This is a genomic window from Pseudomonas sp. LB3P25 (genome assembly GCF_054897985.1).
Map to the genome: position 1 here is coordinate 2,165,996 of NZ_CM142711.1, position 22,015 is coordinate 2,188,010.

At 59.9% G+C, this 22,015-nt stretch carries 18 protein-coding genes; 10 read left to right on the forward strand and 8 right to left on the reverse strand.

Features of this window, described 5'->3' with window-relative positions; translation table 11 throughout:
* Positions 1 to 160 precede the first annotated feature (160 nt).
* A complete protein-coding gene (locus tag ACYZTW_RS09665; RefSeq protein WP_415768002.1) occupies positions 161 to 649 on the forward strand; it encodes an SRPBCC family protein in 489 nt (162 codons plus the stop codon).
* A 786-nt stretch (positions 650 to 1,435) separates the two neighbouring features.
* Here ACYZTW_RS09665 and inhA read toward each other — a convergent pair.
* Positions 1,436 to 2,131, reverse strand: a complete 696-nt coding sequence (gene inhA / locus ACYZTW_RS09670; protein ID WP_462004667.1) for an isonitrile hydratase — start codon at positions 2,129 to 2,131, stop codon at positions 1,436 to 1,438.
* A 92-nt stretch (positions 2,132 to 2,223) separates the two neighbouring features.
* Between inhA and ACYZTW_RS09675 the strand changes: the two genes are divergently transcribed.
* A complete protein-coding gene (locus tag ACYZTW_RS09675) occupies positions 2,224 to 3,207 on the forward strand; it encodes a GlxA family transcriptional regulator (protein ID WP_462004668.1) in 984 nt (327 codons plus the stop codon).
* Here ACYZTW_RS09675 and ACYZTW_RS09680 read toward each other — a convergent pair.
* The 4 genes from ACYZTW_RS09680 to ACYZTW_RS09695 form a co-directional block, all read right to left on the reverse strand.
* A complete protein-coding gene (locus ACYZTW_RS09680; protein ID WP_462004669.1) occupies positions 3,176 to 4,078 on the reverse strand; it encodes an alpha/beta fold hydrolase in 903 nt (300 codons plus the stop codon). The genes ACYZTW_RS09675 and ACYZTW_RS09680 overlap by 32 nt on opposite strands.
* A gap of 34 nt (positions 4,079 to 4,112) precedes the next feature.
* A complete protein-coding gene (locus tag ACYZTW_RS09685) occupies positions 4,113 to 4,502 on the reverse strand; it encodes a hypothetical protein (RefSeq protein ID WP_462004670.1) in 390 nt (129 codons plus the stop codon).
* 347 nt (positions 4,503 to 4,849) lie between these two features.
* A complete protein-coding gene (locus ACYZTW_RS09690; protein ID WP_462004671.1) occupies positions 4,850 to 6,676 on the reverse strand; it encodes a glycoside hydrolase family 15 protein in 1,827 nt (608 codons plus the stop codon).
* Positions 6,669 to 7,469 (reverse strand): glucose 1-dehydrogenase, encoded by an 801-nt coding sequence (locus tag ACYZTW_RS09695; protein ID WP_462004672.1) that lies wholly within the window; start codon positions 7,467 to 7,469, stop codon positions 6,669 to 6,671. Before ACYZTW_RS09695 ends, ACYZTW_RS09690 begins: the two co-directional genes overlap by 8 nt.
* Positions 7,470 to 7,748: 279 nt before the next feature.
* Here ACYZTW_RS09695 and ACYZTW_RS09700 point away from each other — a divergent pair, with 279 nt between their 5' ends.
* The 6 genes from ACYZTW_RS09700 (at position 7,749) to ACYZTW_RS09725 (ending at position 17,618) form a co-directional block, all read left to right on the forward strand.
* Complete coding sequence (locus ACYZTW_RS09700) at positions 7,749 to 8,921, forward strand: MFS transporter (RefSeq protein ID WP_462004673.1); 1,173 nt, start codon at positions 7,749 to 7,751, stop codon at positions 8,919 to 8,921.
* Positions 8,922 to 9,090: 169 nt separating this feature from the next.
* Complete coding sequence (locus ACYZTW_RS09705) at positions 9,091 to 9,825, forward strand: thioesterase II family protein (RefSeq protein ID WP_462004674.1); 735 nt, start codon at positions 9,091 to 9,093, stop codon at positions 9,823 to 9,825.
* Positions 9,826 to 10,268: 443 nt separating this feature from the next.
* Positions 10,269 to 12,971 (forward strand): magnesium-translocating P-type ATPase, encoded by a 2,703-nt coding sequence (gene mgtA / locus ACYZTW_RS09710; protein WP_462004675.1) that lies wholly within the window; start codon positions 10,269 to 10,271, stop codon positions 12,969 to 12,971.
* A gap of 259 nt (positions 12,972 to 13,230) precedes the next feature.
* Positions 13,231 to 13,644 carry a response regulator gene (locus ACYZTW_RS09715; RefSeq protein ID WP_462004676.1) on the forward strand — a complete coding sequence of 138 codons (414 nt, stop codon included), beginning with the start codon at positions 13,231 to 13,233 and terminating at the stop codon, positions 13,642 to 13,644.
* 119 nt (positions 13,645 to 13,763) lie between these two features.
* Positions 13,764 to 14,390 carry a response regulator gene (locus ACYZTW_RS09720; RefSeq protein ID WP_462005729.1) on the forward strand — a complete coding sequence of 209 codons (627 nt, stop codon included), beginning with the start codon at positions 13,764 to 13,766 and terminating at the stop codon, positions 14,388 to 14,390.
* A 12-nt stretch (positions 14,391 to 14,402) separates the two neighbouring features.
* Positions 14,403 to 17,618 (forward strand): ATP-binding protein, encoded by a 3,216-nt coding sequence (locus ACYZTW_RS09725; protein WP_462004677.1) that lies wholly within the window; start codon positions 14,403 to 14,405, stop codon positions 17,616 to 17,618.
* Between the two features lie 3 nt (positions 17,619 to 17,621).
* Here the strand turns inward: ACYZTW_RS09725 and dkgB are convergent, their stop codons facing one another.
* The 3 genes from dkgB to ACYZTW_RS09740 form a co-directional block, all read right to left on the reverse strand.
* Positions 17,622 to 18,425 (reverse strand): 2,5-didehydrogluconate reductase DkgB, encoded by an 804-nt coding sequence (dkgB, locus tag ACYZTW_RS09730; protein ID WP_462004678.1) that lies wholly within the window; start codon positions 18,423 to 18,425, stop codon positions 17,622 to 17,624.
* A gap of 239 nt (positions 18,426 to 18,664) precedes the next feature.
* The gene (locus ACYZTW_RS09735; RefSeq protein WP_462004679.1) at positions 18,665 to 19,204 is read right to left on the reverse strand and encodes a PaaI family thioesterase; all 540 of its coding nucleotides are present in this window, start codon (positions 19,202 to 19,204) and stop codon (positions 18,665 to 18,667) included.
* A 96-nt stretch (positions 19,205 to 19,300) separates the two neighbouring features.
* Positions 19,301 to 20,206 (reverse strand): LysR substrate-binding domain-containing protein, encoded by a 906-nt coding sequence (locus ACYZTW_RS09740; protein ID WP_462004680.1) that lies wholly within the window; start codon positions 20,204 to 20,206, stop codon positions 19,301 to 19,303.
* 107 nt (positions 20,207 to 20,313) lie between these two features.
* Between ACYZTW_RS09740 and ACYZTW_RS09745 the strand changes: the two genes are divergently transcribed.
* Together ACYZTW_RS09745 and ycaC are read left to right on the forward strand one after the other, a co-directional pair.
* A complete protein-coding gene (locus ACYZTW_RS09745; protein ID WP_462004681.1) occupies positions 20,314 to 21,180 on the forward strand; it encodes a pirin family protein in 867 nt (288 codons plus the stop codon).
* A 128-nt stretch (positions 21,181 to 21,308) separates the two neighbouring features.
* Positions 21,309 to 21,935 (forward strand): isochorismate family cysteine hydrolase YcaC, encoded by a 627-nt coding sequence (gene ycaC / locus ACYZTW_RS09750; protein WP_462004682.1) that lies wholly within the window; start codon positions 21,309 to 21,311, stop codon positions 21,933 to 21,935.
* Positions 21,936 to 22,015 lie beyond the last annotated feature (80 nt).

Here is a 22,015-nt window from a genome sequence, read left to right on the forward strand (position 1 = left end):
TAGCAGTTTCGGTCTTCTGGTTTTTGTCTTCAAACCAGGCGTTACACTTGGACATGCAGCCGAATATTTCGTACAGGGTTGATTGCGCTACCCGATTGATACAACTTTAGGGTTGGTCTTGTGGTCTTACAGGCCTACTGTTCAGTACAGGAGGTGACTTATGAATCCAGCATCAGATCGCATCGAAAGGAAGATCCTGCTCAAAACGCCGCGCTCGCAGGTCTGGCGCGTGCTGGCCAATGCCGAAGCTTTTGGGCAGTGGTTTGGCGTGGCGCTGGAGGGCAAGCGTTTTGTCGCCGGTGAGTGGACCCAGGGGCAGATTACGTACCCGGGTTATGAGCACTTGCTGTGGAACGTGCTGGTGGAGCGGGTCGAGCCCGAACGGGTATTTTCGTTTCGCTGGCACCCTTATGCCGTGGAGCCGGAGGTCGATTACTCCCAGGAACCCACCACTTTGGTGAAGTTCGAGCTCGAAGACATGGATGAAGGCACGTTACTCAAGGTCACCGAGTCCGGTTTCGATCACGTCCCTCAAACGCGCCGGCTCAAGGCGTTCCGCATGGACAGCCGCGGTTGGGATGAACAGATGAACAATATCGAAGAATTTCTCAAAGACACTGCCAAGAAACGCGAGCGTCAGGAAGAGTGATCGCTTGATGTTCGAACCTTGGCTGAAACGCCGGGCGTTTCTCGAGGACGACACCCTGGCGGCCGAAGGTCAGCTGCAGGCCGCTAAATTCGCGGCTTCAATGCTTGAAACCTTACCTGTCTAAGGGTTTTCGGAAGGGCGGCTATAGCGAATGTCCTACACGCGATGGTAGCTATGTCGTCTATTGCACATTGGATCCGAAGCGTAATCTAGCCTCATCAACCGAAGCACAGGAAGTGCTCGGGATCACGGATGATCGACCATAAGCAAGGAATCGCTGCCGACAGGGAGTCGTAATGGTCTTGGGAAAAACCCGCTTCGGCGGGTTTTTTTTGGTCTGTCGAAAAGGCCTTGGCAGATGAGTTTCGTGTAGCAGCTGCCGAAGGCTGCGTTCGGCTGCGAAGCAGTCGCTGAAACAGACACTGCGGTTTTTCAGGTACACCGTGTTTGCATGGTTTACGACTGCTGCGCAGCCGAACGCAGCCTTCGGCAGCTGCTACAGGAGAGGGCTTCATGGCTGAATGGGCAATGGCTTACACCAGAGCGCTGGTATGTCCTCTGTTTACGCTTCACCGATGTGTTTAATCTGGATCCATCAACTGAGTCGCAGGATGCGCTCAGGATCACGGATGATCGTCCATTGGCCAGGATGGCTGCCGACAGGATGTCGAAATGGTCTTGAGAAACCCGCTTAGGCGGGTTTTTTTATGGACGATGGAAAATCCTCGGCGCGTCATTTTGGCCGGAGGGACCGGCAGCCAGGCACTGGCTGCCGGTCGGGATGGATCAGCGTGCTGACAACTGATCGAGTTTCGCCGCTGCACGCTCAGTGATTTGCGAGCGCAGTTTCAACGACGCAGCGGCACGGTTGCGGGCCTCCTCCAGGACACTGACCGGCGCCGTTTCAGGGCTGCCCGAAGCAAACGGCGGCGCCGGGGCGTATTCGAGCTGCAACTGCACCAGCTCTGCCGTGTCCTTATCGAACAACTCTGCGGCCAGGGTCAGGGCAAAATCGATACCCGCCGTGATCCCGCCACCGGTCAACAGATTTCCGTCGCGCACCACCCGATCCTTCACCGGAATCGCCCCCAAAGGCACCAGCAATTCGTGATAGGCCCAATGAGTGGTGGCGCGTTTGCCCTTCAGCAGACCTGCCGCACCGAGTACCAGCGCGCCGGTACACACCGACGTGACGTAACGCGCGTTGGCGGCCTGCGCCTTGATGAAGGCCAGTGTCTCTTCATCTTCCATCAACGGCCCGACGCCACTGCCGCCGGGAATGCAGATCACATCCAGCTTCGGGCAATCGTCGAACGTGGTGGTCGGTTTCAGCACCAGGCCCGTGCTCGCGGTGATGGGCATCAGGTCCTTCCAGATCAAATGCACCTTCACGTCCGGCAGCGAGGCCAGTACCTCGTAAGGGCCGGTGAGGTCCAGTTGCTGAACCTGTGGAAACAACAGAAAACCGATCTGCAACGTCATGGCATTTTTCTCATGAAGTGGGGGTAGACGCCTTCACTTTAGGCTCGTAGGATTTGGCGCATACGCCAATCACCCCACGAATTACGCCAATCATGCCGAAAACCATTCACGTGCTCGCCTTTGCCAATGTGCAATTGCTCGACGTCACCGGGCCGTTGCAGGTGTTCGCCTCGGCCAACGATATTTCCCGCCAGCAAGGTTTTCCGCCGCCCTATGCTCCGTCGGTAATTGCCAGCGGCGGCGGGGCGGTGATGTCGTCGGCGGGGCTGGCACTGTTGGCCGAGCCGTTGCCCGAAGAGGGCAGTGACACGTTGATCATTGCCGGTGGCTGGGGCGTTTACGACGCGGCCGAAGACGAACCTCTGGTGGCGTGGGTACGTGAACATGCGACGGGGTGTCGGCGGGTAGCGTCGGTGTGCACCGGGGCATTTTTGCTGGCGGCCAGCGGCTGGCTCGATGGCCGGCGGGTGGTCACTCACTGGACCCGTTGCGAGCAGTTGGCGCAGAAGCATCCGCGACTGCGGGTCGAACCCAATCCGATTTTCATCAATGACGGTCCGGTCTGGACCTCGGCCGGGGTCACTGCCGGTATCGATCTGGCGCTGGCCATGGTCGAAGAAGACCTCGGCCGCACGATGGCCCTGGAAGTCGCGCGGCAACTGGTGGTGTTCCTGAAACGTCCCGGCGGCCAGTCGCAGTTCAGCGTGACCCTCTCTTTGCAAAAAGAAGGCAACCGTTTCGACGAACTTCATGCCTGGATCAGCGAAAACCTCACCAAGGATCTCGGCGTCCCGACCCTGGCCTTGCAGTCGGGCATGAGTGAGCGCAGCTTCGTCCGCCATTACCGTGCCGACACCGGCCAGACGCCAGCGCGGGCCATTGAACTGATTCGGGTCGAAACCGCCCGACGTTTGCTCAGCGATACCAGAGTGCCGATCAAACGGGTGGCGGTGCAATGCGGATTCGGCAGCGAAGAGACGCTTCGACGCAGTTTTCTGCGGGCCATGGGCGTGACCCCGCAGGCCTATCGCGAGCGTTTCAGCGTCAGCCCTCCAGCAGATCCAGTAACGCTCTGAGCGTTGCCTCGGGCGCTTCTTCGGGAATGTTATGGCCGACGCCCGCCAGCACTCGCCGCTCATAACGCGCGGTGAAGTGGGCGATGTCTTCGTCTATCTCCGGTGCCGGTCCGACGCCATCGTCAGCCCCGCACAGGGAAATCGTCGGTACGCTGATCGGCGGCTGTCGGGTCAGCGCTTCTTCAATCCACTCCAGCGCCGGGTCGCCGGGCGCGTACATGAACCGGTGGCGATAGGAGTGAATCACCACCTCGACGAAATCCGGATTATCGAAGGCCGGTGCGCTTAACGGATACAACTCAGGCCCTTTGGTCCAGGTGGGTGACCACAACTTCCAGAGCAATTCGCACAAGGCCCGGCGATTTTTCGTCAGACCTTCAACCCCGCGTGGCGTGTGAAAGTAGTACTGATACCAGAGGCGGTGCTCGGTTTCCGGGTCCGACGGTTCGGTGGAGAGGGGAATGTTCTGAAGGTTGTAACCATCACCGGTCACCAGGCAACGAACCCGCTCGGGCCATAGCGCCGCCACGATGCACGCCGCCCGACCGCCCCAGTCGTAGCCGCACAGGGCGGCTTGTTTAATCGCCAGCGCATCCATCAGATCCAGCAAATCCTGGGCGAGAGCGGCTTGTTGTCCGGAGCGCAGGGTGTCGGGGTGGTTGAACCGGGTCGGGCCGTAACCGCGCAGGTACGGGACGATGACGCGGTAGCCTTTGGCGGCGAGGGCTGGGGCGACTTCGTCGTAGGCGCGCGGGGAGTAGGGGAAGCCGTGGAGGAGGATGATCGGGTCGCCGGTGGTAGGGCCGTGTTCTTCGTAGGCGAGAGACAAACCTGGAGTTTGGGTGAAGTGGATCAGCGCTTCATTGTTCATTCGATACTCCGCAGAGGTTGTATTTGCCTGTTTCCTAGACTTCGATTTCGGCCACTTGATTGAAATACTTCGTCCGATCCGGCGTAAACGTCACCACCATGTTGGTCCGTGAACACGTCAACGCTCGTTCTTCACTCAGATCGATATCCAGATCTTCCCCGCGCAACCCCTGCCATTGAGCGAGGTATTTGAGGGAACCATACTTTTCGAGTTTCTTCAGGCTGCGGCTGACGCCACCTTTCCAGCCCAGCACCGGCAGTTCGCCGGCAAGGCAGCGTTGGGCGAGTTCGGGGAAGCGGGCGGCGCGTTGGCGGCCGATCTCCCAGCATTTGATCAGGCCTTTGTCGTGGGCTTCCCACAATTCGTCGCGGTTCAGACCGGACCTGAGTGGGGTGTCGATGCTGCGGTGGATGCGCTGGGTCATTCTGGTTCCTTGAATTCGGGTTTTGTTGGACAGCTCCGCTGTACCCGTTGACGGTGGATGGTAGGGGGGGATGTAACGGGTGGCAACAAACGTTTTCAGGCTATAGAAATGAGGTGCTTCGTGCGATTGAACAGGTCTGTTTAGCAGTTGTAGGAGCTTGGCCTATACCGGCCACCGTTTCTTTCGCCGGTATTCAGTCCGTCTTGTGTTGTGGCTGATGGCCCCTTCGTCGGAACGCCGCCCGGAGCCGGCTCGCTCCCACATTTAATCTTTAGTGGACACCAGGTTTGTATACGACCGAGATCAAATGTGGGAGCGAGCCTGCTCGCGAAAGGGGCAACACAGTCTCAAGGCTGCCAGAAACTCTTCTCCCCACTCAATTTCCGATTCAGAAAACTGGCCGCGCTGATCAGGGCCAAATGCGTCAGCGCTTGCGGCGTATTGCCCAGATGCCGCGCATGGCTGTCGAACTCTTCGGCGTACAACCCCAACGGGTTGGCATACCTCAGCAACTGTTCAAATTCCAGATGCGCCTTTTCCACCCGGCCGGCGCGGGCCAGGCATTCGACGTACCAGAACGAGCACGCGGCGAAGGCGCCTTCGGTGCCGTCGAGGCCGTCGATCCGGGTGTCGTCATTGCGATAGCGGCAAACCATGCCTTCGCGCACCAGATTCTTTTCGATGGCATCGAGGGTCGCGAGCCAGCGCGGATCTTTGGCGCTGACGAAGCGCACCAGTGGCATCAGCAGCATTGAGCCATCAAGCGCGGTACCGCCGATGTACTGAACGAAGTGCCCGCGTTCTTCGTTCCAGAAGTTTTCCCAGATGTCAGCGTGGATCGCCTGTCGTGTCTGGTCCCAGCGGGCGAACGGGGCGGGCAGTGAGCGTTTGGAGGCGAGGCGAATGGCCCGGTCCAGTGCGACCCAGCACATCAGCCGCGAGTGCAGGAAGTGATGCTGCTCGCCGCGCATTTCCCAGATGCCGACGTCCTTTTGCTCCCAGGTTTCGCAGACCTGATCGACCACTTCCAAAACGTGTTTCCAGCCTTCATGGGCGATGGCGTCGCCGTATTTGTTGACCAGGTACACCGCGTCCATCAACTCGCCGAAGATGTCGAGCTGGACCTGGTCGTAAGCCTGATTGCCGATCCGTACCGGTGTTGCGTCGCCATGGCCGCAGAGGTGCGAGAGTTCGGTTTCCGGCAATTCCTGGCGGCCGTCGATGGCGTAGAGGATGTTGAGTTTTATGGACTTGCCGTGGCAATCGCTGACTCTCCCGCGTAGCCAGCGCATGTAATCATTGGCTTCCTGGACGAAGCCCAGGCGCATGAACGCGTAGACGGTGAACGAGGCGTCGCGGATCCACGTATAGCGATAGTCCCAGTTGCGCTCGCCGCCCGGCGTTTCCGGCAGGCCGAAGGTCGCGGCGGCGAGGATCGCGCCATGTTTGCGCGAGGTCAGCAGCTTCAGTGCCAGGGCCGAGCGATTGACCATTTCCCGCCAGCGGCCACGGTAGTTGGATTGGCCGATCCAGTCGCGCCAGAACTTCAGGGTACGTTCCAGGCAGATCGTGGCGGCGCCTTCCTTGAACCGCGGGTCGTCGATACCGCCCAGCATGAATTCGGCGCTCTGGTCCTGTTCGAGGGTGAATTCGGCGACTGCCGCATGGCCGTCGATACGTAAAACCTGGTCCGAAGACAGGCGCAGGGACGGCTGATCGGCGGCCTCGAAGGTCACGTCCTTTTCATCCATACGCGCGCGGGTCTTGGCGCGAGCGTAGTCATGCCGCACAGCGCAGCGCATGCGAAACGTTGCCTGGCCGCTGACCACACGAACCCGGCGCATCAGCACCGACGTGTCATCTTCGCTGTCGCCGATGGGCAGCACATCGGTCACTTCGACGACTGCGCGGTCGCTGAGCCATCGGGTTTGCAGCACATTGGTGTCGGGCAGGTAAATCTGTTCGCGTCGCGCGTCGGGTAAATCCGGGGACAGTTGGAAAATCCCGGCCTCAGGGGTGTCTAGCAACGAGCAGAAGATCGATGGGCTGTCGAATTCCGGCCAGCAGAAAAAGTCCACACTGCCCTTGTCGTTGACCAGTGCCGCGCTGCGCATGTCGCCGATGATGCCGTGGGCATCGATAGCGCTTTGTCGTTCGGGATGATGATCAGCCATTGCCGCGAAACTCCGGATAAAGGCTCATGCCGCCGTCGATGAACAGGGTAGTGCCGACGATGTAGTCGGAGGCATCGGAGGCGAGGAAAACCACCGCGTTGGCGATGTCCTCGACATCGCCAACGCGGCCATAAGGAATGAGTTTGAGCAGTTCCTGCTCGTGATCGCCGTCAGTGGCGGCGCGATTCATCGCCGTGCGAATGGCGCCCGGCGCGATGCCGTTGATGCGGATGCGCTGGTGGCTGACTTCCTGGGCGAGGGTTTGCATCAGCATGTCGACGCCGCCCTTGGACGCGGCGTAATTGACGCGACCGGCCCACGGAATGCGCTGGTGCACCGAACTCATGTGGATGATTTTGCCAGCGGCCCGCGAGACGCCATCGCGAATGCCTTGCCGGTTGAAAATTCGCAGGGCGGCGCGGGCACAGAGGAACTGGCCGGTGAGGTTGACGCCGATCACCTGGTTCCAATCGTCGAGGCTCATGTCCACGGCCGGGGCGTCTTTCTGCATGCCCGAGTTGGCGACCAGAATGTCCAGAAAACCGAAGGCTTCGAGGGTTTGTGCAAATAACCGTTCGACGTCTTCTTCTTTGGAGACGTCGGCGCCAATGGCGATGGCCCGTCCGCCTTCAGCATTGATCGTCCGGGCCAGATCCTCGGCGGGAGCGGCCTGGGAGTTGTAGTTGATCACCACGGCGGCACCGGCGGCGGCCAGGGCCTTGGCGGCGCCTGCGCCGATGCCGGAACTGGCACCGGTGATCAGGGCGACTTGTTGGTCGAGGGAAATCTGCATGAACGTCAGCGCCTTGAGTTGAGGGCCTAAATAGCTGACTGGTTTAAGCGGTAGAGAGTTCATTTGGTGACTGCGCTGGCCTCATCGTCGGAACGCCGCCCGGAGCAAGCTCGCTCCCACATTTGATCTCTAGTGTCCACAAATAGAGTGTTCACAGTAGATCCACTGTGGGAGCGGGCTTGCCCGCGATGGGGTCTTCACATTCGACCAACAATTCGACCCTTTCCCCTAAACCAGCCTTATGGCAACTTGCAGGCCCTTGTTGAGACCTGCAACCCCATGGCAAACCCTTACCGCGAGCTGTTCAAAGCCCCAGGCAGCAGTGCTTTTGTGCTGGCCGGCATGATCGCGCGCATGCCGATTTCCATGACGGGCATCGGCCTGATCACCATGCTCTCGCAATTGCAGGGCGGCTACGGACTGGCCGGTGCGGTGGCGGCGACCTTTGCCCTGGCCACGGCGTTTTGTGCCCCGCAGGTTTCGCGGCTGGTGGACCGTTTCGGGCAGCGCCGGATCTTGCCGGTGTCGGCGCTGATCGGTGGCGGGGCGTTGTTGCTGGTGTTGCTTTGCACGCGCTTGCAGGCGCCGAATTGGACGTTGTTTGTGTTCGCAGCGTTAGCCGGTTGCATGCCGAGCATGTCGGCGATGGTGCGGGCGCGCTGGACCGAGGTGTATCGCGGCCAGCCAGCGCTGCACACCGCTTATGCGCTGGAGTCGGTGCTGGACGAGGTCTGCTTTATTGTCGGGCCGCCACTGTCGGTGGGGTTGTGTGTGGTGGCGTTCCCCGAGGCCGGGCCGTTGGCGGCGTTGCTGATGCTGGCGATCGGGGTGACGGCGTTTGTACTGCAACGTGACACCGAGCCGGCGGTTCATCCTCATGAAGACCATCATCAAGGCTCGATCATTCGCTCCGGCGAGATTCAGTTGCTGATGCTGTTGATGGTCGCCATGGGCACCATCGTTGGCGTGGTGGATGTGGTCAGCGTGGCGTTCGCCCAGCAGCAGGGCCAGCCAGCGGCGGCGAGCATTGTGTTGTCGGTGTATGCCATCGGCTCGTGCCTGGCCGGGTTGGTGTTCGGCGCGTTGCGCTCGAAACTGCCGTTGCCGCGACTGTTCCTGTACGGCGGGGTGGCGACGGCGGTGACCACGCTGCCGTTGCTGCTGGCGACGAACATTCTCGGGCTGTCGCTGGCGGTGTTTGTCGCCGGGTTGTTCTTTGCGCCGACCCTGATTGTGGCGATGGCGTTGGTGGAGCGCATCGTGCCGCCGGCCAAACTCACTGAAGGCCTGACCTGGCTGGTGACCGGGTTGAGCATTGGCGTGGCGATTGGTGCGGCCAGTTCGGGTTGGCTGATCGATGCATTTGGAGCCCGGAGCGGATTCTGGGTCGCCGTCGCCGCTGGCGCCGTGGTCCTCGGTTCCGCCATCCAAAGTTTCCGCCATTTGAAATGAAGATTAATTGTGGGAGCGAGCCTGCTCGCGAAGAGGGACTATCAGTCAACATTATTGCTGAATGTTGGTCCGTCTTCGCGAGCAGGCTCGCTCCCACATTGCATCTTAGACTAATTCAAGACGTGCCTCATCCGTTCTCCTATACAGACAACTTTTTGAGGTAAACCCGGTGACCCAGCTGACATTGCTCTGCCTGCCCTATTCGGGCGCGAGTGCCATGGTCTATAGCCGCTGGCGACGCAAGCTGCCGGAGTGGCTCAAGCTGCAACCCGTGGAATTGCCGGGGCGTGGCGCCCGGTTTGGCGAACCCTTGCACACCGACATGCGGCGCTTGGCGCTGCAACTGGCGCAGGAACAAAAAGCTACGCTCAAGGCGCCGTACGCGCTGTTCGGCCATAGCCTTGGCGCGTTGCTGGCCTGTGAGATGGCCCATGCGTTTCGCTCGCTGGGTTGTCCGGAACCGGTGGCGCTGTTCGCTTCGGGCACCGCCGCACCGACTCTGCGTGCCGACTACGACCGGGGTTTCGCCGAGCCCAAAACCGATGCCGAATTGATTGAGCAATTGCGCACCCTCAACGGCACCCGTGAAGAGGTGCTGGCCAACGAAGAGCTGATGAGCCTGACGCTGCCAGTGCTGCGCGCGGACTTTCTATTGTGCGGACGTTTCGAACCGCAACAGCGTGCGTTGCTCAAGTGCCCGATCCACGTACTCGGCGGCAAGGCTGACCGCGCCACCACCGAGCAGTTGATCGGCTGGAGCAAGGAAACCCGCGGCAGTTTCTCGGTGGACATGCTCGCTGGCGGTCACTTCTTCATCCATGAGCACGAGGCCAAGGTGTTGCGGGTGATCAAGGATCAGCTGGAGGTTCATCATCGGCGGCATGCCCTGGCTGCCAGAGCCTGACTCCGTCCCTCCTTGTAGGAGCCGAGCTTGCTCGCGATGGGCTCCTCATTAGCTCCACAAATCCAGAATCCTGAACCCTTCCTGAAGAACCCCGAGATTCCCCCTCCACACGCCTTTGCTTCGTTTACTCTCCAGAAATCGGGGCGTAAGCTTCGCGCGTTTTCAATCAATAGCGGAGACCCACAGTGGGTACTTGTTCGAGTGACAGTAGTCGGCCGGTTTCGATAACCGGCACCTTCCCGGCAAGATAACGCGCCACTTTTTTGTGCCGTTGTCTCGCCGAAAAGCGAGCAGCGGCATCCCGATCGCGGCCAGTCCTGGTCCGTGCCCCGACGTCCCTCTCATCGACGCTGAACCGTGCGTGATGTTCGACTTGTTGTCGTCATCGCGGCGTATCGACACGCCTGCTTGAAGGTTTCCCGGCTGACCCTGGGGGAGCTGCCATGAACCTGACCCTGCTCAAAGAATTCTTCGCCGGATTCCTGCGCACCCGCCACATCGCCCGACACTTCCGTCGACTGGCGCTGCTGGAAAACTTCACCGACACCACGGTCAGTCGCGAGGTGCCGCCCACCTTGGCGCAAACCCTGGTGAGCGCCGCCAACAGCGACACCGGGCAACTGCTGAACAACCTCGGCAGCCACACCGATGGCCTGAGCGAACTCGAAGCCGATGCACTGCGCGTGCAATACGGCCTCAACGAAGTCGAGCACGAACAGCCTCTGCCATGGTGGACCCACCTGTGGCACTGCTACAAAAACCCGTTCAACCTGCTGCTGACGTTGCTCGCGGTCATCTCCTGGCTGACCGAAGACATGAAAGCCGCCATCGTGATTTTCTCCATGGTGGTGCTCTCGACCTTGCTGCGCTTCTGGCAGGAAACCAAATCCAACCAGGCGGCCGACGCCCTCAAGGCGATGGTGAGCAACACCGCCACGGTGTTGCGTCGAGACGCGCCACGCACCGAACTGACGATCAAGCAATTGGTGCCGGGCGATCTGATCGTGCTCTCGGCCGGCGACATGATTCCCGCCGATTGCCGGGTGCTCGGCGCCAAGGACTTGTTCGTCAGCCAGGCCGCGATGACCGGCGAATCGATGCCGGTGGAAAAATTTCCCCGTCAGCAGGACAGTGACACCCGCAACCCGCTGGACCTCGACAACATCCTGTTCATGGGCACCAACGTGGTGTCCGGCACGGCCATGGCGGTGATCCTGACTACCGGCAACAACACCTATTTCGGCACCCTGGCGCAGCGGGTTGGCGCTACGGATCGCGCACCCACTTCATTCCAGACAGGCGTCAACAACGTCAGCTGGCTGTTGATCCGTTTCATGTTCGTCATGGCGCCGCTGGTGTTGTTCATCAACGGGTTCACCAAAGGCGACTGGACCCAGGCGCTGCTGTTCGCGCTGTCGATTGCCGTGGGCCTGACCCCAGAGATGTTGCCGATGATCGTCACCTCGACCCTGGCCAAGGGCGCGGTGTTCCTGTCGCGTAAAAAAGTCATCGTCAAACGCCTCGACGCGATCCAGAACTTCGGCGCCATGGACGTGCTGTGCACCGACAAGACCGGCACTCTGACTCAGGACAAGATCTTCCTGGCGCGCAACGTCGATGTCTGGGGCAATGACTCCGATGACGTATTGGAAATGGCCTACCTCAACAGCTACTACCAGACCGGCCTGAAAAATCTGCTGGACGTGGCGGTGCTCGAACACGTGGAAATCCACCGTGAACTGAAAGTCGGTACAGCGTTTCGCAAGGTCGACGAAATCCCGTTCGACTTCACTCGTCGGCGGATGTCGGTGGTGGTCGCCGAGCGCGATCATTCGCACCTGCTGATCTGCAAGGGCGCGGTGGAAGAAGTGTTGGCGGTGTGCACGCGGGTGCGTCACGGCGAGGTCGATGAAGCACTGAGTGATGAACTGCTGGCGCGGATTCGTCAGGTCACCGCATCGTTCAACGCCGAAGGACTTCGTGTCGTCGCCGTCGCCGCACGGCCAATGATTGAGGGGCGCGACACCTACAGCCTGGCGGATGAACAGGCGCTGACGCTGATCGGTTACGTGGCGTTTCTCGATCCACCGAAGGAAAGCACCGCGCCAGCCCTCAAAGCCCTGGCCGCTCACGGCGTGGCCGTAAAAGTGCTGACCGGTGACAACGAACTGGTGACCGCGAAGATCTGTCGCGAAGTCGGCCTGGAGCAGCAAGGCCTGTTGATGGGCAACGACATCGAGCGCATGAGCGACGCCGAACTGGCGGTAGCGGTAGAGACCACCAACGTCTTCGCCAAACTCACTCCGTCGCACAAGGAGCGCATCGTGCGTTTGCTCAAGGGCAACGGCCATGTGGTCGGTTTCATGGGCGACGGCATCAACGACGCGCCAGCGCTACGCACCGCCGACATCGGCATTTCGGTGGACAGCGCCGTGGACATCGCCAAGGAAGCGGCGGACATCATCCTGCTGGAGAAAAGCCTGATGGTGCTGGAGGAGGGCGTGCTGGAAGGGCGCCGGACCTTCGCCAACATGCTCAAGTACATCAAAATGACCGCCAGCTCTAACTTCGGCAACGTGTTCTCGGTGCTGGTGGCCAGTGCGTTCATCCCGTTCCTGCCGATGCTGCCGATGCACCTGCTGGTGCAGAACCTGCTCTATGACATTTCGCAGATCGCCATCCCGTTCGATAACGTCGACGAGGACATGCTGAAAACACCACAACGCTGGCAGCCGACGGACGTCGGGCGTTTCATGCTGTTTTTCGGACCGATCAGCTCGATCTTCGACATCTCCACGTTTGCCTTGATGTGGTACGTCTTCGACGCCAATACCCCGGACCATCAAACCCTGTTCCAGTCCGGCTGGTTCGTGGTCGGATTGCTGACCCAGACCCTGATCGTGCACATGATCCGCACACCGAAAATCCCGTTCCTGCAAAGCCGCGCAGCAATGCCACTGATGGTGATGACTGGAATCATCATGGCCGTCGGCATCTTCCTGCCGATGGGGCCGCTGGCGCACTACTTCAAATTGCAGGCGTTGCCGTCGCTGTACTTCGTGTTCCTGCCGGTGATTCTGCTGGCGTACATGGGCCTGACGCAGGCGGTGAAAGGGTTCTATATTCGGCGGTTTGGCTGGCAGTAATGCTGCCAAATGCAGGAGCTGCCGTAGGCTGCGATCTTTCGATCTTGATCTTCGAGCGCAAATTGCCGAGAAGCCAGATCAAAAGATCGCAGCCTGCGGCAGCTCCTACAGAAGTACCGTGTTCGGACGGTTTTTTGACTTTAACTTCCCAGGTCACCGGACGAGGGTCGCGATTTTTAGGAAAGGTCCTACAGAAAGCTCGATGGGTCTTCCGTAGCCTTGCGCCCTCACGAATCCGATACCCTCCTGGGGGCCCACGTTGTCGAACAAAGCCTTACGTATCCTGATCGCCGACGAGTTGCATTTTCACCGCATGAAGGTCGAGCGACTGTTCAATCAACTCGACTACTACCGGATAGCACCGGTGCACAGCCTTGAAGAGCTATTGACCCTGGTCGAATACGGTTGCGAGCCATTTGATCTGGTGGTCATCAATGCATCGCTGGCGGGCGGAGCGTTGAATCTGCTCGATTTTTTCCTCGATAACCCACAGGTTCATCACGCATTGATCTACGACGGTCAGCTGGCGCAGCTACCGCCCATTCCTGCCTGCGTTCAACAGACGGTTGAGGTGAGCCACGCGACGCTGCCTGATCTGGCGTCCATTGAGCGGCTGATGGCGATCATCGATCCTCATCTACCGTTCGTCGGTACTGTCATTTCTGTCAGGTAGTTGCGCCCGGTTTTCCATGCAACAGTCTTTGCGCAGCCGGTGCGTTTAACCGGGCCTCGCCCATGGGCATCGATTGCTCAATCGTCGTGTTTTTTGCACAGGGAGTTGCCATGAAGTCAGTGCGGTCAGTGCTGATAGGAGACGATCATCCAGTGGTCCGTGCCGCGATCAAAATCGTGCTGCAACTCGAGGGCTTCAAACAGATATACGAAGCGTCCAGCGGTAACGAGGTCTTGTCGATGGTCCGGGAACACTCACCCGATCTGGTGGTGCTGGATCTGGTTATGCCCGGCGGCGACGGGCTGGATGTGCTGGCACGGATCAAGGCCAGTGGGGTGCCGTGCCGAGTGCTGGTCTTTACGTCCCAGGAACCCATGTTTTATCAGGATCGTTGCATGCACGCCGGCGCCGCGGCCTATGTCGCCAAGAGCAATGATCTACAGCATTTGCACAAAGCCGTGCACGCCGTGATGGCCGGTTACACCTATTTCGCCCAGCTACCCTCGGCGTCGGTGTCGCTGAACTCGATACAACGCAGTGAAAAGCAGATGATCGATAAACTCTCCGACCGCGAACTGACGATCTTTCAGCATCTGGCCCGGGGCATCAGTAACAAGGCGATCGCTGAAATCATGCACTTGAGTCACAAGACCGTCAGCACCTACAAGACCCGTTTGGTTGGAAAACTCAACGTGGAATCGGCGGTGTACCTGAGGGACTTTGCCAAGCGTAATCATCTGATCTGAGTGAGCCCTATCATGCGCGATTGTTTGTGGGCTCTGTTGTTGTGTGTACTGGGCGCGGGGGCTGCGGACGCCGGCGAACCACAGCGTTTGCATTTGCTGGGGCGTTCTACGGTCGAGGGCTTTGAGGTCCGGCTGGATGAAAAGGGCTGGCAATGGCTGCGCAGCAAGCAGGTCTTGCGCCTTGGGGTGAGCGGGCCGGACTACCCGCCGTTCGAGGTGACGCGCAAACACGATGAACTGGAGGGCATCACCGCCGACTACGCCGAGCTGCTTGCGCAACTGCTGCACATCAAGATCGACGTGCTGCGTTATGGCACCCGTGAAGCGGCCATGGAGGCACTTAAACGTGATGAACTGGATCTGCTCGGGACATCGAACAACTTCGAGGTGGCGGATTCCGAGCTGACCCGATCCAGTGCTTATGCCGAAGATCAGCCGATTCTGGTCAGCCGGGTGGACGAGCAGATGCCCGTCGATCTGGCGGGTAAACGCATCGCCATGGTCGATGACTATCTGCCGTCGCAGACCGTCGAAGCCTTCTATCCCGAGGCCAGCCTGCAACGTTATGCCTCGGTGGTCGATGCGCTTGGGGCGGTGGCGTACGGACAGGATGACGTGTACCTCGGTGACCTCATCAGCGCCAATTACCTGATCAACTACAACAACCTCAATAACGTTCAGCTGGTGGGGCCGTCCGGCCTCGACGCCAACCCCTTCGGTTTCGCATTGGCTGGGGGCAATGTGCGTCTGAAAAGCATTGTCGACAAGGCACTGGCGGCGATCCCCATGGACCAGCGCTCGGTCATCGAGCAGCGCTGGAACGCCGGCAAGGCCAAAATGATGGGGCAGCAGCGCGTGAGTCTGAGCGCAAGTGAAAGGCTCTGGCTGGATCAGCATTCGCCGGTGAATGTCGGTGTCGTCGAGAACTTTGCGCCGTTGACGTTCTACGACGCCGAGGGACGATTCCGAGGGTTGACGGCGCAATTGCTGATGCTGATCAGCCAGCGCACCGGGTTGAAATTCAACGTGATACGGGGGCAATCCCTGGGTCAGCAAATCGAGAGACTCAAGGCTGGCGAGATCGACCTGTTGCCCGCGCTCATCCCCACCACCGAAGGCGTCACCGAGCTGCGCTTTACCAGCCCCTACGTGACGAATCCGTACACGCTGGTCAGTGCAATCACCCCCGGTAGCCCAAGGACGCTGGACGATCTGGCCGGCAAACGCCTGGCGATTTACCACAGTCATCCGATGCGTGCATTCATTCAGGCAAAGGCACCGAATGTGCGGATGGTGAATGTACAAAACCCGGCCCAAGGTCTGGAGTTGGTCATGAAGGGGCAGGCCGATGCGGCACTCAGTTCATTGTTCATGACCCGTTACCTGATTGCCCGGTATTACCGCGAGCGTCTGCGCATCAGCAGTACGGTGGGCGATGAACCGGCGCGCATCGCCATGGCCACCGGCCGTGATGCGCCGCAGTTGCAGTCGATTTTGAACAAGGCCTTGTTGAGTATTTCACCCCAGGAGATGGACGAACTGGTCGCCCGCTGGAGCAATGATGTGGTGGTCGATGACAGCTACTGGCTGCGTCATCGCCAAGGTATTCTCCAGGCGTTTGCCGTTGCGGGCGCTTTGCTGTTGCTCGCACTGGCCTGGATTGCCTGGCAGCGTCGGCAGATAAGTCAACGCCAACAACTGCTCGGGCAATTGCAGGACGCCAAGGACGCCGCCGACGATGCCAACCGCGCCAAAACCACCTTTCTGGCGACCATGAGCCACGAAATTCGCACACCGATGAATGCCCTGATCGGGATGCTCGAACTGGCGCTGACGCGAGCGGGAGAGGGCTTCACTGACCGCCCTGCCATTGAGGTGGCGTCCGATGCCGCGCAGCAATTGCTGGCGTTGATCGGCGACATCCTGGACATCGCCCGCATCGAGTCCGGGCATTTGTCGCTGACCCCCGAGCGAGCGAATCTGCGGACGCTGGTGGAGTCGGTGTGCCGGGTTTTCGAAGGCCTGGCACGGCAGAAGAACTTGCAGTGGCGGGTCGATTTGGCCGAACACAGCGATCGTGACGTGTTAGTCGACCCCACGCGCTTCAAGCAGGTGCTGTCCAATCTGCTGAGCAATGCGATCAAGTTCACCCGTGAAGGTGAGGTGAGTCTGACACTGCGAGTGGAGCCCGGTGAGTCGGGACATCTGGCAGTCAATCTGCGTATTGAGGACAGCGGCATCGGTATCAGTGTGGTCGATCAGCAACGACTGTTCAGCCCGTTCGTGCAGGCCGGCAACAGCCAGCAGTCAAGTCGCAATGGCTCCGGTCTGGGACTGGTGATCAGCCGCACTCTGTGCGAAATGATGGGCGGCCGATTGCAGCTCGACAGTGTTCTCGGACGGGGTACGCAGGTCGACATCAGCCTTGATCTGATTGTGTTGCAACCGTTGATTTTCAGCGAGTCGACGGATAGCGGATTGCAGGTGACCACTCGGCCGCTGACGATTCTGGTGGTCGACGATTACCCGGCCAATCGATTGTTGCTCTCACGGCAGCTGAGCTACCTGGGGCATCGGGTGCTGGAGGTTGAGGATGGCGAGCGCGGTCTTGCTCAGTGGCGCGAACATGAGCTCGATTTGGTCATCACCGATTGCAACATGCCGGGGGTCAATGGTTATGAATTGACGGGCGCGATACGCGATGAAGAGAGCGCTCATGGCTTGCCACCCACGCTGATTCTTGGGTTTAGCGCCAACGCGCAGCCTGAGGAAAAGATCCGTTGCCTTGAAGCGGGCATGGATGACTGCCTGTTCAAACCGATCCGGCTGGCCGATTTGCGTGCCTGGCTGGCGTCCCGATTTGTGAATGAGCCGCCAGCGCCGGTTGAAGAGCAATCAACGTCCGAGATCGACTTGGCCGGCCTGGAGCTCTACGTCGGTGACGACCGGACGCTGATCAATCAATTGTTGCGCGAACTGGCCATAACCAACCTCTATGATCGCGATGACCTGCTTGCAGCGCACGTCAGTGGCAATTGCCACCGCCTGCAAGACCTGGCGCACCGCATCAAGGGTGGTGCGCGAATGGTCCGTGCAGAGCGTTTGATCGAGTGTTGCGAACACCTGGAACGTGCCTGCGCCGAGGGGCGTGCGGCGTTGATCGACGAGGCCGTCGATCAATTGCAGCACGCCATGGCACGCCTGGATCAGAGCCTCAAGCGAGATTGACGCTTAATCCCAGAGGGGTGCGAGGCCTTTGGGGCTGGTCAGTCGATGGCCGCGATCAAGGCCTGCGATCAACGCCATGTCGGCGTCGCTCAACGTCAGTGCGCAAGCTTTCAGGTTGCTGGCGAGATTGGCACGTTTGGTCGACGAGGGGATCACGGCGTAACCCAGTTGCATGGCCCAGGCCAGGGTGACGTGCGCCGGTGTCGCCTGAAGGCGATCGGCGATCTGCTGGATGACCGGGTCTTTCAGCACTTCGCCGTAAGCGAGTGTCATGTACGAGGTGATCTGGATGCCCTGGCTCTGCGCGAATTCAACGACCTTGCGGTTTTGCAGGTAGGGGTGCAGTTCGATCTGGTTGGTCGCGATGTGTTCGGCACCGACCGTGGCGATCGCCTGTTTCATCAGGTCGACGGTGAAGTTGGACACACCGATCTGTCGGGTCAGGCCCAGTTGTTTGGCTTCGAGCAGGGCGCCCATGAATTCCTCGACCGGCACCTGATCTTCCGGAGATGGCCAATGGATCAGGGTCAGGTCCAGGTAGTCGGTTTGCAGCTTTTGCAGGCTTTCTTTGAGGCTGTCGATCAGGCGATTCCCAGCGAAGTTGGCGACCCAGATTTTGCTGGTGATGAACAGCGCTTCACGGGCGATGCCGCTGGCGGCAATGGCCTCGCCGACTTCGGCTTCGTTCTCGTAGATTTGCGCGGTATCGATGACTCGATAGCCCAGCGCCAGGCCAGTGCTCACCGAATCGATGACCACCTGGCCTTGCAAGCGAAAAGTACCAAGACCGAATGCGGGAATAGACATCAATGACTCCAGGGTTGCAGTGGGAATGGGCAGGAGTATCCGCGCCCGCATCCTTGAGAAAAACCGCTGGATCGGCAAAGCAATGTTTACCGCAAGTCATGAATGGGGTCGGCAGAAGGCTTTGTGGTGTTTGATCTGGCGCCTTCGCGAGCAGGCTTGCTCCCACATTGGATTTGCGTACACCACAGATCCCCTGTGGGAGCGAGCCTGCTCGCGAAGGCCGCGACTCGGTTTTGACCCTAACCCCGCGCCTCAAGAATCATGCAGGTGGTCGACCCCGTCGCATACAAGCGCCCATCCACGTCATAAATCCGCCCCTCGGCCAACGCCGTCGAGCGCCCCAGATGAACAATCTTGCCCTCGGCCCGCACCGGTCCGCTGGCATGGTTCAGCGCACGAACATAGCTGATTCGCAAATCCAGCGTCGTATAACCCTGACCCTTTTTCAGCTGCGTATGAATTGCACAACCCATGCACGAATCCAGCAAGGTCGCGGCATAGCCGCCATGCACGCTGCCCAACGGGTTGTAATGTCGCGAATCCGGCGTGCCCTGAAAGATGAACATTCCGGCGGACCACTCGATCGGGATGAAGTCCATCAGCGTACCGATCGGTGGCGAGGGCAGTTCACCGTTGCCGATGCCTTCGAAAAACTCGGCGGGTGACAGGGCACTGACCTCGGCCATGGACAGACTGCCCGGGCCGGCGAGGCGGGCGCGCATGGCCTGTTCCTGGGCGATCCATTGGGCGAGCGTGGCTTCGCGGTTCGGGCTTTGCATGAGCATGTCCTCGGGCGGGAGTGGATATTATGGTTGTAATCCAGGACGATATTATGTCCGAAATAAAAACTCCGCCAGCCCCATGTGTCGTGTCTCTCAAGCAATATCGCTGTGGCTGAATTCCTCTCCCAGAAAGTCGATCAATGCGCGTACCGACGGCAGCAGCCCACGGCGTGACGGGAAGATGGCGTGCACGATCCCGCATTTGGGTGCCCAGCCCGGAACCAGTTCCACCAGTCGGCCCGCGGTAATGTCATCGCGCACCACCACGCTGGGCAGGTGAGCGATGCCAATCCCGGCCACCACGGCATGACGCAGCGCCAACAGGTCATCGGTGACCATTCGTGGCGCATGCCGAATCACCGCGCTGGCGCCGTCCGCCCCAAATAATTCCCACTGATATTCACGCTGCGCCGCGCCCCAATGCAGGCTTGGCAAACCGCTAAGGTCGGCCGGGGAAGCGGGTGACGAAAGGCCCTTGCGAAAGGTCGGAGCGCCCACCAGGCACTGGGTGCTGTTGCCCAGCACTTTCATCACCATGTCGGTGTTTTCCAGCGGCGGAAAGCGCACCCGCAGCGCGATGTCGAAACCCTCGTGGATCAGGTCGACCCGGCGGTTGGTGCTCTCGATGAACAACTCCACCAGCGGGTATTTGAGCATGTAGCGGGTCAGCATCGGCCCGACCCAGGAGTTGAGCAGGGCGGTCGGGCAACTGATGCGCACCAGGCCCTGGGGTTCGGAGCGGTTGCGCTCGATCAGTTCGGCAGCGCTTTCCGCCTCCACGCGCATCGCCAGGCAACGCTGGTAATAGGCCTGGCCAATTTCCGTCAGCGAGCAATGCCGGCTGGTGCGGTGCAGCAGGCGCACACCGAGGCGCTCTTCGAGCTCGGCAATGCGCCGGCTCAGCTTGGACTTGGGCATGTCCAGCGCCCGGCCGGCCGGGGCGAAACCGTGGTGTTCCACCACTTGGGTGAAGTAGTAGAGGGTGTTGAGGTCTTCCACCGTCGTTCTCCCTATAGAACGCTAAGGCTGATTTTTGCAGTCTAGTGCATCAAAGGGTTCAGTTTTAAGCTCTATCCATCGCGTTACTCACCTCATTCGGAGACACCATGAAAAACATCATCGGTATCTACACCAGCCCACGGGCCCATTGGGTCGGCGACGGTTTTCCGGTTCGCACGCTGTTTTCCTACGACAACCTGGGCAAGCACATCAGCCCGTTTTTGCTGCTCGATCACGCCGGTCCCGCCGAATTCACCCCGACCACCGAGCGACGTGGCGTTGGTCAGCATCCACACCGCGGTTTCGAAACCGTGACTATCGTTTATAAGGGCGAACTGGAGCACCGCGACTCCACCGGCAGCGGCGGCAAGATCGGGCCGGGCGACGTGCAATGGATGACCGCAGCCTCGGGGATTCTCCACGAAGAATTCCACTCCGAAGGTTTCGCCAAGCGCGGCGGCACTCTGGAAATGGTGCAGCTGTGGGTCAACCTGCCGGCCAAGGACAAAATGGCCGACGCCGGTTATCAGACGATTCTCGATGGCGACATCCCGAGCATCCCGCTCAAGGACCAGGCCGGCAGCCTGCGTTTGATCGCCGGTGAATTCGACGGCCACACCGGCCCGGCGCGCACGTTTACCCCGATTGACGTCTGGGACCTGCGCCTCAATGGCGGCAAGTTGCTGACCCTGGACCTTCACGAAGGTCGTAACACTGCACTTGTAGTGTTGCGTGGCACGGTTCAGGTCAACGGTGTGGAACTGGTGCGCGAAGGGCAGTTGGCGCTGTTCGAACGCAATGGCAATCAGCTCAGTCTGGAAGCCAATAACGATGCCGTCGTGCTGCTGCTCAGTGGCGAGCCGATCGACGAACCCATCGTCGGCCACGGCCCGTTCGTGATGAACAGCGAGCAGGAAATCCACCAGGCCTTCGCTGACTTCCAGTCAGGCCGGTTCGGTCGGATGAGCGGTTGAACTCATTGTTGTAATGCTGTGGCGCGCCGGGCTTGTGTGACTACGCTTGCTTGGCCCCGTTTTAACGAACTATCAGGTTTCTCTCACGCCGGCCCGTTCGGCATCGATAAAAAGCGAGGATTACTCCCATGGCTACCTCTTACAAACGTCTCGACAAGGATAACGCCGCCGTTCTGTTGGTCGATCACCAGGCGGGTCTGCTTTCTCTGGTGCGCGACATCGAGCCGGATCGTTTCAAGAACAACGTGTTGGCCCTGGCTGACCTGGCCAAGTACTTCAAGTTGCCGACCATCCTCACCACCAGTTTCGAAACCGGCCCCAACGGCCCGCTGGTCCCCGAACTTAAAGCGCTGTTCCCGGACGCGCCGTACATCGCCCGTCCTGGCCAGATCAATGCCTGGGACAACGAAGACTTCGTCAAGGCGATCAAAGCCACCGGCAAGAAACAACTGATCATCGCCGGCGTGGTAACCGAAGTGTGCGTGGCGTTTCCGGCGCTGTCGGCACTGGCTGAAGGCTTCGAAGTGTTCGTGGTGACTGACGCTTCCGGCACCTTCAACGAACTGACCCGTCAATCGGCCTGGGACCGCATGTCGGCCTCCGGCGCTCAGTTGATGACCTGGTTCGGTCTGGCCTGTGAGCTGCATCGCGACTGGCGCAACGACGTGGTAGGTTTGGGCACCTTGTTCTCCAACCACATCCCGGACTACCGCAACCTGTTTACCAGCTATAACGCCCTGACCAACAGCAAGTAACCCGCGGCAACACAACCTTCCTGTGGGAGCGAGCCTGCTCGCGAAAGCGGTCTGACAGTCACTGCAAATGTGTCTGTCCA

What these genes read in the sequence shown, in the direction of transcription:
- ACYZTW_RS09665 (WP_415768002.1), top strand. Translation starts at nt 161, where the DNA reads ATGAATCCAGCATCAGATCGCATCGAAAGGAAGATCCTGCTCAAAACG.
- inhA (WP_462004667.1), bottom strand. Translation starts at nt 2,131, where the DNA reads ATGACGTTGCAGATCGGTTTTCTGTTGTTTCCACAGGTTCAGCAACTG.
- ACYZTW_RS09675 (WP_462004668.1), top strand. Translation starts at nt 2,224, where the DNA reads ATGCCGAAAACCATTCACGTGCTCGCCTTTGCCAATGTGCAATTGCTC.
- ACYZTW_RS09680 (WP_462004669.1), bottom strand. Translation starts at nt 4,078, where the DNA reads ATGAACAATGAAGCGCTGATCCACTTCACCCAAACTCCAGGTTTGTCT.
- ACYZTW_RS09685 (WP_462004670.1), bottom strand. Translation starts at nt 4,502, where the DNA reads ATGACCCAGCGCATCCACCGCAGCATCGACACCCCACTCAGGTCCGGT.
- ACYZTW_RS09690 (WP_462004671.1), bottom strand. Translation starts at nt 6,676, where the DNA reads ATGGCTGATCATCATCCCGAACGACAAAGCGCTATCGATGCCCACGGC.
- ACYZTW_RS09695 (WP_462004672.1), bottom strand. Translation starts at nt 7,469, where the DNA reads ATGCAGATTTCCCTCGACCAACAAGTCGCCCTGATCACCGGTGCCAGT.
- ACYZTW_RS09700 (WP_462004673.1), top strand. Translation starts at nt 7,749, where the DNA reads ATGGCAAACCCTTACCGCGAGCTGTTCAAAGCCCCAGGCAGCAGTGCT.
- mgtA (WP_462004675.1), top strand. Translation starts at nt 10,269, where the DNA reads ATGAACCTGACCCTGCTCAAAGAATTCTTCGCCGGATTCCTGCGCACC.
- ACYZTW_RS09725 (WP_462004677.1), top strand. Translation starts at nt 14,403, where the DNA reads ATGCGCGATTGTTTGTGGGCTCTGTTGTTGTGTGTACTGGGCGCGGGG.
- dkgB (WP_462004678.1), bottom strand. Translation starts at nt 18,425, where the DNA reads ATGTCTATTCCCGCATTCGGTCTTGGTACTTTTCGCTTGCAAGGCCAG.
- ACYZTW_RS09735 (WP_462004679.1), bottom strand. Translation starts at nt 19,204, where the DNA reads ATGCAAAGCCCGAACCGCGAAGCCACGCTCGCCCAATGGATCGCCCAG.
- ACYZTW_RS09745 (WP_462004681.1), top strand. Translation starts at nt 20,314, where the DNA reads ATGAAAAACATCATCGGTATCTACACCAGCCCACGGGCCCATTGGGTC.
- ycaC (WP_462004682.1), top strand. Translation starts at nt 21,309, where the DNA reads ATGGCTACCTCTTACAAACGTCTCGACAAGGATAACGCCGCCGTTCTG.